This window comes from Raineyella sp. LH-20 (assembly GCF_033110965.1).
Lineage (GTDB): Bacteria > Actinomycetota > Actinomycetes > Propionibacteriales > Propionibacteriaceae > Raineyella.
Map to the genome: position 1 here is coordinate 2,980,551 of NZ_CP137003.1, position 13,547 is coordinate 2,994,097.

The following is a 13,547-nucleotide window of genomic DNA, read 5'->3' on the forward strand; positions in this document are numbered from 1 at the left end:
CCGCACCGTTCCACTCTATGGACCTTCGTGCGGAATGTGGCGAAAACGACACAATCCGTTATCCGGCACGGCGTGGCGCGGGATTCGCCGGTCGTGTCGCGGGACTGCGACCGGCGACGGGTCAGATTAGGCTGACCTCATGAGCGAGACGACGGTCCTGTCGGTCCCCGGCCCCAGCGGCGTCCGCGAGATCACCCTGACCAGTCCGGGCAAGGTGTTGTGGCCCGCCGCCGGCCCCGGCGGCACCGGGTTCACGAAGCGCGACCTGGCCGACTACCTGCTGACGGTCGCCGAGCCATTCCTGCGGCTCAACGGCGACCGGCCGATGACGCTGCAGCGCTTCCCCGAGGGAATCGAGGGCGAGGAGTTCTTCTCCAAGCGGCCGCCCCAGGGCACTCCCGAGTTCCTCCGCCGGGTCACCTGCACCTATCCGTCGCGACGCCGCCACGACCAGCTGGTGTTCGACGAGCCGGCCGCGCTCGCCTGGGCTGCGCAGGTCGGCACGATCACCTTCCACCCGTGGCCGGTGCGGACCGCGGACCTCGACGATCCCGACGAACTGCGGATCGACCTGGATCCCCAGCCCGGCCGGGGCTTCCGGGACGCCGTCGAGGCAGCGGTGGCGCTGCGCGAGGTGATGGCCGAGGTCGGTCTCACCGCGTACGCCAAGACCTCCGGCAACCGGGGCGTGCACGTCTACGCCCGGATCGCGCCGACCCACGAGTTCCAGCAGGTCCGCCACGGGGTGATCGGGATCGCCCGGGAGCTCGAGCGGCGGCTGCCCGACCTGGTCACCACCTCCTGGTGGAAGGAGGAACGCGGCGAGCGGATCTTCGTCGACTTCAACCAGGCCAATCGGGATCGTACGATCGCCGCCGCCTACAGCCCCCGCCCGCGGCCGGACGCCACCGTCTCGACCCCGCTGACCTGGGCCGAGCTGGCCGACGCCACGCCGACGGACTTCACCGTCCGTACGGTCCCCGATCTGCTCGCCGACCGGCCGTGCCCGTGGTCCGACATCGACGACCATGTCGGGGACGTCGCCGGCGCGCTGGCGCTCTGGGAGGCGGATCTGGCCCGCGGACTCGGCGAGCTGAACTTCCCACCGGACTACCCCAAGATGCCCGGCGAGCCACCGAGGGTGCCACCGAGCAAGCGGCGCACCGACCGGCCCGACGCCGACTATCTGGCGCCCAAGGCGGAGCGGGATGCCGAGTGGGGGACGCCGATCGTGCCCCCGTACGGTCCGATGCTGGCCAAGCCGGTGAAGCAGCTCCCCCGCGGCGAGGTGCTCTACGAGCCGAAGTGGGACGGTTTCCGCTCGATCATCTGGCGCTCCGGGGACCGGGTGGAGATCGGCAGCCGCAACGAACGGCCGATGACCCGCTACTTCCCGGAGCTGGTCGAGGCGGTGATCGCGAACTTCCCCGACCACTCTTGCATCGACGGCGAGATCGTGATGATCGACCCGAGCACCGGCGACCGGCTCGACTTCGACCTGCTCCAGCAGCGCATCCACCCCGCCGCGTCCCGGGTGCGCAAGCTTGCCGCGGCGACACCGGCCAGCTTCGTGGCGTTCGACCTGCTGGCATTGGGGTCGGTCGACTACACCGTACGGCCCTTCGCCGAGCGCCGGGCGGCGCTGGAGGAGGCACTCGCCGGCGCCCGGCCGCCGATCCACCTCACCCCGGCCACCCGGGACCGTGACCTGGCGGCCCGCTGGTTCGACGAGTTCGAGGGGGCGGGGCTCGACGGGGTGGTCGCCAAGCCGCTGGATCTGCTGTACCAGGAGGACAAGCGGGTGATGTTCAAGTACAAGCACGACCGTACGGCCGACTGCGTCGTCGCCGGCTACCGGCTGTACAAGGACCGCACCGACGCGGTCGGGTCGCTGTTGCTCGGTCTCTACGACGAGGAGGGCACGCTGCACCACGTCGGGGTGATCGGCGCCTTCCCGATGGCCCGCCGCGAGGAGCTGTTCGGCGAACTGCAGCCGCTGGTGACCACGTTCGAGGACCATCCGTGGGCGTGGGAGCAGCCGGCCGAGACCACGCCCGACAACCGCGACCAGGAGACACCGCGCTCCCCGATGGCGGCCGCGGGATCCCGCTGGAACGCCCGCAAGGACCTGTCCTTCACACCGCTGCGCCCGGAGCGGGTGGTCGAGGTGCGCTACGACCACATGGAGGGACCACGCTTCCGGCACACCGCCCAGTGGGTCCGTTGGCGAGAGGACCGTACGCCCACCTCGTGCACCTTCGCCCAGCTGGAGGAGCCGGTCAGCTACGACCTGGGGGCGATCCTGGGCCTGGCCTGAGCGCCAGGTCGAGGACGAACCGGGCCACCGGTGCGGTGATCGACCGAGCCCGGTCGGCCGGGTCGTCGGCCTTGCGGGTCGGCCCGAGACCGTGCACCGCGCCCTCGATCTCGGTGATCGTCACCGGCGCGTCCGCCCGGACGTCCGCCAGCGCGGCGCGCAGCTCGGCGGGATGCCCGAACGGGTCGCGTGTCCCCTGCACCACCAGCACCGGACCGGGCACCGCGGCCAGTTCGGCGACCCGTGAGGCGGCGGGCCGGCCGGGCGGATGCAGCGGGAAGGACAGCGCCACCACCCCACGGGCCGGCGGCGCGTAACATCGGCAGGCCACCCGGGCGCCGGCACTGCGCCCGCCCACGACCAGCGGCAGGCCCGGCCAGCGCTCGACGGCCACGTCCAGCGCCGTACGCCACGCCTCGTCGAGTCCGCCGGCCGCCCCGGCGACGCGCCGGCCGGCGGTCCGCCACGGCTGCTCGAAGCGGGCGACCGTGATGCCGCCGGGCGGCAGGGCGTCGGCGAGCGCGGCGAGGTCGAACGTGTCGATCCCGCCGCCGGCGCCGTGGCCGAGCAGCAGGATCGCCCGCGGCTCGGCGGCCTCGTCGAGGACGAGCCGTCCCGGGCCCCGAGGGGTGTCGATGTCGAGGGTGGTCATCCGGTCTCCTCCCGGGATCGACCGATCAGCGTACGCCGGGCGGGCGCAGCCCGTACGCCGACTCGATCACGAGCGAGGCGATCAGCCGCTCGACCGCCCCAGCGAGGTCGTCCTCGGCGCGGTCGGTGCGGCGGCGGGCCAGTTCCGTGGTGGTCGGCGCCGTACGCTCCACGGTCGCCGCCCACCAGGTCGGCGGATCCGTCGAGGCATCCTCCGCGCCCCCGGCGGCGGCGTGCCCGTGCACCATGATCGTCAGCAGCCGGGCCACGCCGACCGGATCACCGACGCCGACGTCAGCCAGTCCTGACACCAGCGACTCCTGCCAGGCGATGCCGTCGGGGCCGCGCGGTGTCGTCCGGATCGGCAGGTCCGCCAGCCACCGATGGGCCTGCAGCACCCGCCAGCGCGCGTCGCACCAGTCGTGGATCCGATCGGCCAGCGCCCCGGTGAGTCCGGGTGCCGGGCCCAGCGCGACGTCGGCCATCAGCTCCAGCAGGGTCTCCTTGGAGTCCACATAGCGGTAGAGGGCGGTGGTGGTGAGGCCCAGTTCCCTGCCGACGACCTGCAGGGTCAGTCCGGACAGGCCCTGCGCGTCGGCGACGCGGATGCCGGCCCGGGCGACCTCCGCCACGGTGTAGCGCCGCTTGGGGCCCGGAGCGTCTCCGCCGATCCCCCAGAGCGCTCCGAGGGCGGGCCATGACGTCGCCGACGAACTGTGCATGGCGTTCACTCTAGTCGGGGCGATGAGTGAATGTGGTTCACAGTCACCACACGGGTGGTGAACGACGCTCACAGTTTGACCATGGGGTGACGCCGGTGAGGCCGCGGGCGTAGTCAGGCCGCAGGGGCGGGTCAGGCCGCGGGGGTGATCAAGGGGTAGTCAGGCCGTGGGGGTCGGCGCCTCCGGGCGGTGGCGCGCCGCCGGCCCGGTCCCACGCAGCCCGAACCAGCTGACCAGGCCGCCGAGGACCAGCAGCGCGGCGGTGACGTACGTCGCGAGGCGGTAGCCCGCCGTGAGCAGGTCCGGGTCGCGGTAGTCCGCACCGGAGAGTCCCACCACCGCCGGCAGCGCCGCGATCGCAAGCAGGCCGCCGGTCCGGGCCACCGCATTGTTGATCGCGCTGGCCGCACCGGCGTACTGCTCGGGGGCGGCGCCCAGCACCGCGGCCGTCAGTGGTGACACCAGGACGGCGAGGCCCAGTCCGAAGACGCTGGTGCCGACCAGCACGCTCCCCCACCCGGAGCCGGCGCCGACCCGGGACAGGATGAGCACCCCGACGGCGACGACCATCGGCCCGACGGTCATCGGCCGGCGCGGTCCGAGTCGCTGTGCCAGGGTCGCCATCGGTGCGGAGAGCAGCATCAGGGTGATGGTGATCGGCAGGGTGGCCAGCCCGGAGTCGCGCGGCGAGAAGCCGGCCGTGTTCTGCAGCTGGAGCACCAGGAAGAACAGGACCGCGCCGAGCGCCCCGTAGACCAGGAAGGTCATCAGGTTGGCCGAGGTGAAGACCCGTGAGGAGAAGAGCCGCAGCGGCACCAGCGGATAGTGTGCGCGGCGTTCGACCAGGACGAACGCCACCACCCCGGCCGCGATCGCCACGGCGACCACGGTCACCAGCAGCGCGGGCCACTGGGCGCCGTCGATGAGGACCCAGGTCAGCGCGGCGAGCACGACCGACGTGAGCCCCGCGCCGGCGAGGTCGAAGCGGCCGCCCGCTGCCTCGTCGCGGCTCTCCGGGACCACCGTCCAGCCGGCCAGCACGACGATGACGCACAGCGGGAGGTTGGCCAGGAAGATCCACCGCCAGGACAGGACGTCGAGGATCCAACCGCCGAGGAACGGGCCGATCGCCACGGCGATCCCCGAGACGCCGGCCCAGGTGCCGATCACCGCCGGCTGGTCCTCCTCGCGGAAGGAACTGCGGATGATCGCCAGGGCCCCGGGGGTGAGCAGGGCGGCGCCGACGCCCTGCAGCACCCGGGCGGCCACCAGCCAGCCGGTCGCCGGCGCCAGCGCGCAGGCGAGCGAGGCCAGGGCGAACCAGGCGATCCCGACCAGGTAGACCAGCCGTCGGCCGAGCCGATCTCCCAGGCTGCCGCCGACCAGGATCAGGGCGGACAGCGACAGGGTCAGGCCGTTGTTCACCCACTGCAGGCCGTCGAGGGAGCTGGTGAGCTCGCGTCCGATGGTCGGCAGGGCGATGGTCACCACGGTGGTGTCGAGCATCGTGATGCCCGAGCCGAGGGTGACCGTGGCCAGGGTGATCAGGCCGCGGCGGGACCGGCGGGCGTACGGTGCGACGGGCGTCCGCTGTCCGGGGCGAGGAGACGCGGCAGGAGACTCAGTGGGGTCGGACACGGTCCAGTGTCGGTCGCCGCGGCGAAGGCAGGCAAGGCCACGACGATCATCACGTGTGCTGGCGGCGAAGGGCTTCCCGGCCGCACGCGTGAGGAACCGCGGGCTGACCTCAGCGGGCTCCAGTGGCGGCCGGGTCAGTCACCGTCGGGGGTCTCGCGCTCGATGTCGAGGTGGACCTTGGCCAACGTGCCGCCGATGGCGGCGGCCGCCGCCAGCACCGGGGCGGTGACGACGGCGAGTGCTCCCCCGGCCAGGCCGATGGTGAGCGGGACGCTGAGCAGTTCGCGGCCCTCGGCGTTGCGGATGATGACGCGGCGCGCGTCGGCGTCCGAGTAGAGCTTCTTGATCGTCCGGGCCAGCTGATCGCCGGCCACCTCGACCTTCTCGATGAACGTACGTCCGGGTCTGTCCATGCTGGGACGCTATCAGGCCCGGGGCGGTCCCGGCCGGCGATGTGGGCGGCGGGCCGACGGGTGTCTCATGGCATCATCGAGCCGGGGTAGATCACCAGCAGGTGCCCGATCCACCACCACTGGAGCACCAGCCCGAGCAGCACCACGACCGAGACCTTGACCACCACGAAGCGCTTGCCCCAGCCGAGGAACCCGATCACCGGGAACAGTAGCGGGAAGCACAGCAGCAGGTAACGCAGCAGCCCGAAGTTGGGCCCGGTGACCAGGGCGAGGAACAGCGGGTAGCCCCAGAACCAGGTGCGGATGTCGAGGCCCCAGCCGCGCATCATCGGCAGCATCGAGATGACGACGGCCGCGACCAGCGCGACGACGATCAGCGCGGGGAACCACCAGCCGAAGATCTTGTACGTGCCGATGAACCAGGCGCCGATGCTGGTGTCCTCGACCCGGGAGCTGCCGCCGGTGGGGACACTGGAGATCAGCCCGGAGGTCAGTGACCAGGTCATCGCGCCGGCCACCGAGACCAGCCCGAGGACCGTCAGGGAGATCCGCTCGCCCCAGCCGAAAGGATCCTCCGTGCGGTGGCGCCAGCGGGCGATCAGGTGGACCAGTGCGACCAGGCCGAACGGTGGCGTGATGATGCGGACCAGACTGAGCGCGACGATCGCGACGGTCGCCCACAGGTAGCGCCGCTTCGACAGGAACAGGAACGCGGTGACCAGCAGCAGCAGGCCCATCGCCTCGCTGTAGGCCGCCTGCAGCAGCGGGGCGGTGAGGAAACTGTTGAACAGCACGATGCCGGCGCCCGCGTAGAAGGACCCCTTGCGGTCCGCCAGCAGGCGGAACAGCAGGATCATCGCGGCGGCGCCACAGATCACGTTCACCACGGTGGCGGCGACCGGGAAGGACAGCCCGGTCTGCATCACCAGTCGGGTGATCAGCGGGAAGCCCGGCGGGAAGGCCCAAGTGTGGTAGATCTCGTACGGCGAGTTGCCGGACGGGCTCACCCCGCCGTAGCCGTCGCTGGCGATGTAGCGGTACCACTGCCCGTCCCAGTTGGTGATCACGCTCCAGTAGCCGGGGTGGGCGGGCAGCGGGCCGTACATGAAGGTGTCGCGGGTGCTGGCCGGCATCGCCACCTGCCGCCCGGACAGGTAGCTGATCGCCACGGCGGCGTAGAGCCGGAACAGCAGGAACACCGTGACGGGGAACCAGATGCCGAACCACCGGGTCCTGCTCCTCGTACGTTGCAGGGTGGTCGTGCCGGGGTCGATCGGTCCGGGCACTGCTGTCATGACGATGTCGATTCCCTTCGGTCGTGCCTCTGCTGAGCCGTTCGCCACCCCGACGGAACGCGGTGGACCGCCGTCGTCCGGCTCTCGCCGTGCCGGTCCCCGCGGGCCCGAGTCCCGGGCATCCTATCGAAGCTTGTGGTCCCGGCCGCCCTCGACGACCCGTCCGACCGTACGATGACCGATGTGTCAGCTCCAACCCGTACCTCCGTCGACCGCGTCGATCCGCCGGCCCACGACCATCTGCGTCGCAACCTCGCGAACCGGCACATCCAGCTGATCGCCATCGGCGGCGCGATCGGCACCGGCCTGTTCATGGGATCCGGGAGGACGATCGCGCTGGCCGGCCCGTCGATCCTGCTGGTCTACGTGATCATCGGCGTGATGCTGTTCTTCGTCATGCGGGCGATGGGCGAGTTGCTGCTGCACAACCTGGAGTACGCGTCCTTCCAGGACTTCGCGGCCGACCTGTTGGGGCCCTGGGCCGGGTTCGCCATCGGCTGGACCTACTGGCTGAGCTGGGTCTTCACCGGCATGGCCGACATCGTCGCCATCACCGGCTACTGGAAGTTCTGGGTCGGCGACCTGTCCGCCGCGATCGGGCTGACCGTGCTCACCCTCGTCGTGCTGCTCGCGCTCAACCTGCTCACCGTGCGCCTGTTCGGCGAGATCGAGTTCTGGTTCGCGCTGATCAAGGTGCTGGCGATCACCGCCCTGGTCGCCGTCGGCGCGACGATGCTGATGCTGCACTTCACCTCGGCGAACGGCATCCACGCCTCGGTGACGAACCTGTGGAACCACGGCGGGGTCTTCCCGACCGGGCTGCCCGGCTTCTTCGCCGGCTTCCAGATCGCCGTCTTCGCCTTCGTCGGCATCGAGCTGGTCGGCGCCACCGCCGCGGAGGCCCAGGACCCGGTGCGTACGCTGCCCAAGGCGATCAACTCCATCCCGGTGCGGGTGCTGCTGTTCTACGTGCTGGCGTTGGCGGCGATCATGGTCGTCACGCCGTGGCACCTGGTCGATCCGGGCACCTCGCCGTTCGTGAATCTGTTCACCCTGATCGGCTTCGGCGGCGCGGCCGGCGTGATGAACTTCGTCGTCCTCACCTCCGCCGCCTCGTCCTGCAACTCGGGGATCTACTCCAGTTCCCGGATGCTCTACGGGCTCGCCCAGAAGGGCATGGCGCCGCGCTGGCTGGGCTCCCTCAACGCCCGTGACGTGCCGGCCACCGGCCTGTGGATCTCGGTGGTGCTGATCGGCGCCTCCCTGGTGCTCACCGCCAACGAGTCGGTGATGGGCGCCTTCACCGTGGTCACCTCGGTGGCGGCGACGCTGTTCATCGTGATCTGGAGCCTGATCCTGATCAGCTACCTGCGCTACCGCACGGTGCGTCCCGAGGCGCACATCACCTCGCCCTTCCCGATGCCGCTGGGCCGGGTGATGTCGTGGGTGGTGCTGGTGTTCTTCGTCTTCGTCGTGGTGCTGCTCGCACTGCGGCCCGAGACGCGTCAGCCGCTGTTCGTCGCGCCGGTCTGGTTCGTGGTGCTGGCCCTCGGCTGGTGGATCGTCCGCCGCCGCGCCGCCCGACGGGTGCAGGCGATGGGAGAGCTGGAGGAGGAGGCCCAGGGGTGAACGGAGTCGACAGGGAAGGTCCGTCCGGGGCCGGCGGCCCCTCGGGGCCCAGGCCGGGGTTCCGCCTGGGCCGGTGGGTGGCGTACGTGACCCTCGGGGAGAGCATCGGCTTCCTGGCGCCCGTTGTCGGGTTCGCGGTGGGGGTGCTGGGTCTCGGCTTCGGGCGGGACACCTATTGGATCGGCGTCGGCGGTCGGCCATCCTTCGTGGGCACCATGATGGTCTACGGATCCGACCTCGGCGCGCAGTACCTCACGATGATCCTCGCCGGAGCGGTCGAGGGTGCCTGCCTCGGCGTCGCCCAATCGGCCGCCCTGCGTCGAGGCCAGGTCGCCGTGTCCCGGGCGGGCTGGATCGTCGCGACCGCCGTCGGCGCGGCGGTGGCCTGGGCGATCGGCATGCTTCCCTCGACCCTGTCCGATCTGGGCCTGCCGCCCTTCGGGGGTGGGCCGGGCGGCAGCGTCGCGGTGATCATCGCCACGATCGTCGGCGCCCTGGTGCTGCTGGTGGCCATCCCGGCGCTGCAGTGGGTCGTGATGCGCCGCGTGGTGGGTCGCGCCTGGCGGTGGATCCCGCTGAACATGGCCGCCTGGCTGGTCGGCCTGGTGTTCCCGTTCCTGCCCTCCCCGTTCATCGACTTCTTCACCCCGCTCCCCGTCCTGGTGGTGGCGTACGCGGTCGCCGGCGTCGCGATGGCGGCGACGGTGGCGACCCTCACCGGACTGGGCCTGCGCCGGATGCTGCGGACGGCCCGCTGACCGAGGCCCGGGAGGGCGGTGACCGACCGGCCGGGATGAGCGGGCTCAGACCGGGTCGGTGTGGTGGGCGAGGCCGAGGATCTTCATCGTCCGCGGGTCACGGACGCCGCCGAAGTAGCGCTCCAGCACCTGACGGAACACCGGGCCGCCCGGATTGGCCGCTGCAAAGAGGGTCATCGAGGAGCGCAGCTTCATCGCGTCGACCCGGCCGAGCAGGTGCTCGGCGGTGGTGGCCGGACCGTCCGCGACGGCCCGGGCGGCCTCCAGCAGACGGTGCTCCAGGACGGGGTGCTGGAGATAGGCCCGGGCCTCGTCGAGGCCGGAGATCGCATAGCGTTCCGCGGTCGCGCTGCGGCCCAGACCGGCGACCTGCGGGAAGACGAACCACATCCAGTGGCTGGTCTTGTGGCCCGCGCGCAACTCGGCGAGGGCCTGTTCGTAGACGCCGTCCGCTTGGGCGCGGACGAATCGCTCCAGGTCGTACGGATCGGTGGTGGCCATGGCCCAATTCTGCCTGTCGGACCGCGGCACGGCCCGGTGTTGGGTGGACTTCCTCGGCCTGCGCCCGGACGCTTCTGCGCCGTACAGTGGAAAGACGCCCAGCGTCGGGTGCCTCCGGGAGAACCGAGTCGCCATGAGAACACCAGCCTCACCGACACCACCAGCCTCGCCGACAACACCAGCCTCGCCGAGACCCCGAGTCGCGCGATGAGGACCACCGTGCCGTGGGAACGGTTGGGACGCCTGGTCTCCGCCGCCGGGTCGGCCACTCTGGAGGTGCGGACACCGCTCGACGGGAGCGTTCTCGGCACCGTCCCGCGCTCCGTCACCGCCGATGTGGCCGAGGCGATCCTGCTGGCCCGGGCCGCACAACCGGCGTGGGCGGCGCGTACGCCACGGTCCCGCGCCGCGGTGATGGCCCGGTTCGGCCGACTGGTGCTCGACCACCGCGACGAGATCCTCGATCTCACCCAACTGGAGTCCGGCAAGAGCCGCCTCGATGCGTTCGAGGAAGTCGTGGACGCCGCCCGGACGGCGAGCCACTACGCGCACGTGGCACCCGACCTGCTCCGTCCGCAGCGCCGGCCGGGGGCCGTGCCGGTGCTCACTCGGACCGTCGAGTTGCGCCGGCCCAAGGGCGTGGTGGGGGTGATCAGCCCGTGGAACTATCCCTTCACGTTGGCCGTCTCCGATGCGATCCCGGCGCTGCTGGCGGGCAACGCGGTGGTGCTCAAGCCCGACTCCCGCACCCCGCTGACCGCCCTGTACGGCGTGGCGCTGCTGCGGGCCGCCGGGCTGCCCGACGACCTGCTGCAGGTGATGGTGGGGCCGGGGGCCGAGCTGGGGCCGGCACTGATCGAGGGCATCGACCACCTGATGTTCACCGGGTCGACCGCCACCGGACGGGAGGTGGCCCGTCGGTGCGGCGAACGGCTGATCGGCCTGACCGCCGAGCTCGGCGGGAAGAATCCGCTGATCGTGCTGCCGGACGCCGATCTGCGCCGGGCGGCGTCCGGGGCCGTACGGTCCGCTTTCGCCAACGCCGGCCAGTTGTGCATCGCCGCCGAGCGGATCTATGTGCACCGGGCGGTGTACGACGCCTTCCTGACGGCGTTCCTCGCGGTGGTCGGCCGGCTCCGCCTCGGGGTCGGCCTGGACTGGCGCCACGACATGGGGACGCTGGCCTCCCCGGCACAGCTGGAGCGGGTGACCGTCCAGCTGCACGACGCGGTCGCCCGGGGCGCGACAGTGCTGGCCGGCGGCCACGCCCGCCCCGACCTGGCCCCGTGGTACGTCGAGCCCACCGTGCTGGCCGACGTGCCGTCGGAGGCGACGATGGCGTGCACCGAGACCTTCGGCCCGGTGGTGTCGGTGCAGCCGGTCGCCGACCTCGAGGAGGCGATCGTCCGGGCGAACGACAGCGAGTTCGGCCTGTCGGCCAGTGTCTGGACCGCCGCAGGACGGGGCGAGGCGGTGGCCGGTCGGCTGGACGTGGGCGCGGTGACGGTCAACGAGGGCTACTCGGCGGCGTGGGCCTCCCATGCCGCGCCGATGGGCGGCTGGAAGGCCTCCGGGCTGGGCCGCCGGCACGGCGTGGAGGGGCTGCTCGCCTTCACCGAGAGCCAGACCGTCGCCACCCAGCGGCTGCTGCCGTTGGAGCCGCCGCCCGGCCGCCGTGGCGCCGCCCTCGCGTTCGTCACGGGGATGACGCCGGGGATCCGCCTGCTGGACCGTTTCCGCTGACCGGTCGCGGTGGTCGTGGTGGTCCTGGTGGTCGTGGTGGTCCTGGCCGGAGCCTGCGGGCGACCAGGTGGGCGCAGCCCAGCGAGGCGTACGTCACCACCAGCAGCAGCGGCACCGTCCACAGCGGGGCCGCGGTGAGCTCCCAGGCCATCGCGGCCGCGAACAGCGGGGCCCGCTGGGTGACCGCCAGCACCCCGGCGGCGCCGATCAGTGCCCACAGCGCCACCGAGGCCTGTCCTCCACCGGCCCGGACGATCCAGGCCGCCGCCCCGCCGGCCGACGCACCCGTCGCCAGCGCCGGGGTGAGCAGGCCACCGACCGCCCCGGAGCGTACGTACAGGCCGGTGACCAGCGGCTTGAGCACCAGCAGCAGGAGGAAGCCTGTCGCCGATCCCCCGCCGGCGAAGGCGGTCTGCATGATCTCCTGCCCATTGCCCGGCAGGTCGGGCACCGGCACCGACAGGGCACCGAGCACGGCACCGGTGACCCCGATCGCCACCGGCAGTCGCCACCCCGCGCGGGGCCGGCGACGTTCGGCGACCCCGGCGAGCGTCGCGAAGCCCAGGCCCAGCAGCGCCGTCAGCGGCACGGCGACCAGCGTCCACCACAGGGCGCCGAACTGGGGCGCGGCGGCGGGGAAGTCGTAGGTCGGCCGCACCGAGACGACCGGCCAGGCGACCACCGTCGCGATCGCCGACATGGCGGCGGTGACGATGATGGTGAGCGGGGTCCAGCGGACCAGCAGGACCTCGAGGGCGAACAACGCCCCGGCGACCGGGACGTTGTAGACGGCGGCCAGGCCGGCGCCGGCCGCGGCGGCCAGGATCGTCGGGCCCAGGTCGGGTGCCAGGCCCCCACTGCGGGCGATGTGTTGGGCCAGCACCGCGGAGGTCTGGCGCGGCGCGCCCTCGCGTCCGAGCGAGCCCCCCGAGCCGACCAGGAGGATCTGGAGCAGAGCGTCGGCGGTGGTGCGCAGCACGCCCATCCGGCGGGCCGGGTCGTGCAGGGCGGTGCGCAGTGGCACCAGGTGTCCGCCCCGGCGCAGGGTCCACCAGCCGAGGCCGGCGAGGATCCCGCCGAGGGCGGGAGCGAGGATCCGGCGCCACGGCGCGGCGGCCTGGACCAGGGACGTGCCGTGCCGGCCGTACGCCGCGAGTTCGACCAGGTGCATCACCGCCACCATCGCGGCGCCGACCAGACCGGCGGTGATCCCGCCGAGCACCACGACGGCGACGGCGGTGAGGGTGGGGCGATGCCTGTGCTGACGATTGCCGTCCGTACCGGCCATCGGAACTCGCCTCTCTGGTCGGGAGTCGGCCGGCTCGGGGTGGCTGCCGGGTCAGGACTCCTTGATGTACTCGCGGGCCACCGCGACGGCCCCGACCGCGGTCCCGTCAGGGGCGTTGATGACCGCGAACGTCATCGTGACATACACCTTGCCGCCGTCGACGGTCAGCCCGCGGGTGCGACGGGGCTTGCCGTCAGTGGCCAGGTGGCCGGTGGACATCGCGGCGTCGAAGCCGTGCCAGTGGTCGGTCCGGAGCCGCTCCGGGATGATGATCTCCACGCTGCGGCCGATCGCCTGGTCGGCGGTGAAGCCGAAGAGGTCCTCGGCCTTGTGGTTCCAGTGGGTGATGGTGCCGGCCACGTCGACGACGATGATGCCGTCCCCGGCCTGGTCCAGCGCGGCGGCGGTGAGGTCGGGCTCGGCGAGGGGCTGCGTCGGGTCGGTCATGGGCGGGGTCCTCTCGCGGTGAGCGGGCGCCGGGGCGGTCGGGTCGCCGGGCGCGATAACTCCGGTAGTGGTGTGTTTAACTCGGAGTCTGGTGTCCCCGGCGGCGAGCGTCAAGGCAGGGTTCCGGCGTGCCGGCCGGTCGTGG

Annotated in this window: 12 protein-coding genes; 4 read left to right on the forward strand and 8 right to left on the reverse strand. The window is 72.1% G+C overall.

All coding sequences use genetic code 11. The features are described from left to right. Positions 1–139: 139 nt before the first annotated feature. Complete coding sequence (locus R0146_RS13130; RefSeq protein WP_317690301.1) at positions 140–2,317, forward strand: ATP-dependent DNA ligase; 2,178 nt, start codon at positions 140–142, stop codon at positions 2,315–2,317. On the opposite strand, the gene R0146_RS13135 is transcribed toward R0146_RS13130, so the two are convergent. From R0146_RS13135 to R0146_RS13155, 5 genes are all read right to left on the reverse strand, one after another. Beyond that, positions 2,280–2,969: an alpha/beta hydrolase family protein gene (locus tag R0146_RS13135; RefSeq protein WP_317690302.1), complete on the reverse strand. Its 690-nt coding sequence runs from the start codon at positions 2,967–2,969 to the stop codon at positions 2,280–2,282. The genes R0146_RS13130 and R0146_RS13135 overlap by 38 nt on opposite strands. A 25-nt stretch (positions 2,970–2,994) precedes the next feature. Next, positions 2,995–3,690, reverse strand: coding sequence for a TetR/AcrR family transcriptional regulator (locus R0146_RS13140; RefSeq protein WP_317690303.1), 696 nt, complete (start codon positions 3,688–3,690; stop codon positions 2,995–2,997). Positions 3,691–3,849: 159 nt separating this feature from the next. Further along, complete coding sequence (locus R0146_RS13145; RefSeq protein WP_317690304.1) at positions 3,850–5,328, reverse strand: MFS transporter; 1,479 nt, start codon at positions 5,326–5,328, stop codon at positions 3,850–3,852. Between the two features lie 134 nt (positions 5,329–5,462). Next, on the reverse strand, positions 5,463–5,741 hold the full coding sequence (locus R0146_RS13150) for a DUF4342 domain-containing protein (RefSeq protein WP_317690305.1): 279 nt from the start codon (positions 5,739–5,741) through the stop codon (positions 5,463–5,465). A gap of 65 nt (positions 5,742–5,806) precedes the next feature. Next, positions 5,807–7,036, reverse strand: a complete 1,230-nt coding sequence (locus R0146_RS13155) for a hypothetical protein (RefSeq protein ID WP_317690306.1) — start codon at positions 7,034–7,036, stop codon at positions 5,807–5,809. A gap of 174 nt (positions 7,037–7,210) precedes the next feature. Between R0146_RS13155 and R0146_RS13160 the strand changes: the two genes are divergently transcribed. Further along, positions 7,211–8,665 carry an amino acid permease gene (locus R0146_RS13160; protein WP_411567155.1) on the forward strand — a complete coding sequence of 485 codons (1,455 nt, stop codon included), beginning with the start codon at positions 7,211–7,213 and terminating at the stop codon, positions 8,663–8,665. 86 nt (positions 8,666–8,751) lie between these two features. Then, complete coding sequence (locus R0146_RS13165; RefSeq protein WP_317690308.1) at positions 8,752–9,423, forward strand: hypothetical protein; 672 nt, start codon at positions 8,752–8,754, stop codon at positions 9,421–9,423. Between the two features lie 45 nt (positions 9,424–9,468). On the opposite strand, the gene R0146_RS13170 is transcribed toward R0146_RS13165, so the two are convergent. Beyond that, a complete protein-coding gene (locus R0146_RS13170; RefSeq protein ID WP_317690309.1) occupies positions 9,469–9,924 on the reverse strand; it encodes a DUF1810 domain-containing protein in 456 nt (151 codons plus the stop codon). Between the two features lie 108 nt (positions 9,925–10,032). Here R0146_RS13170 and R0146_RS13175 point away from each other — a divergent pair, with 108 nt between their 5' ends. Then, the gene (locus tag R0146_RS13175; RefSeq protein ID WP_317690310.1) at positions 10,033–11,667 is read left to right on the forward strand and encodes a succinic semialdehyde dehydrogenase; all 1,635 of its coding nucleotides are present in this window, start codon (positions 10,033–10,035) and stop codon (positions 11,665–11,667) included. On the opposite strand, the gene R0146_RS13180 is transcribed toward R0146_RS13175, so the two are convergent. Next, entirely contained in the window at positions 11,621–12,955 is a 1,335-nt protein-coding gene (locus R0146_RS13180) for a chloride channel protein (protein WP_317690311.1), read from the reverse strand. The genes R0146_RS13175 and R0146_RS13180 overlap by 47 nt on opposite strands. A 51-nt stretch (positions 12,956–13,006) precedes the next feature. Further along, the gene (locus R0146_RS13185) at positions 13,007–13,402 is read right to left on the reverse strand and encodes a PAS domain S-box protein (protein WP_317690312.1); all 396 of its coding nucleotides are present in this window, start codon (positions 13,400–13,402) and stop codon (positions 13,007–13,009) included. Between the last annotated feature and the right edge of the window lie 145 nt (positions 13,403–13,547).

Coding starts and splice junctions, on each gene's coding strand:
- R0146_RS13130 (WP_317690301.1), top strand. CDS start 140: ATGAGCGAGACGACGGTCCTGTCGGTCCCCGGCCCCAGCGGCGTCCGC.
- R0146_RS13135 (WP_317690302.1), bottom strand. CDS start 2,969: ATGACCACCCTCGACATCGACACCCCTCGGGGCCCGGGACGGCTCGTC.
- R0146_RS13140 (WP_317690303.1), bottom strand. CDS start 3,690: ATGCACAGTTCGTCGGCGACGTCATGGCCCGCCCTCGGAGCGCTCTGG.
- R0146_RS13150 (WP_317690305.1), bottom strand. CDS start 5,741: ATGGACAGACCCGGACGTACGTTCATCGAGAAGGTCGAGGTGGCCGGC.
- R0146_RS13155 (WP_317690306.1), bottom strand. CDS start 7,036: ATGACAGCAGTGCCCGGACCGATCGACCCCGGCACGACCACCCTGCAA.
- R0146_RS13160 (WP_411567155.1), top strand. CDS start 7,211: ATGACCGATGTGTCAGCTCCAACCCGTACCTCCGTCGACCGCGTCGAT.
- R0146_RS13170 (WP_317690309.1), bottom strand. CDS start 9,924: ATGGCCACCACCGATCCGTACGACCTGGAGCGATTCGTCCGCGCCCAA.
- R0146_RS13180 (WP_317690311.1), bottom strand. CDS start 12,955: ATGGCCGGTACGGACGGCAATCGTCAGCACAGGCATCGCCCCACCCTC.
- R0146_RS13185 (WP_317690312.1), bottom strand. CDS start 13,402: ATGACCGACCCGACGCAGCCCCTCGCCGAGCCCGACCTCACCGCCGCC.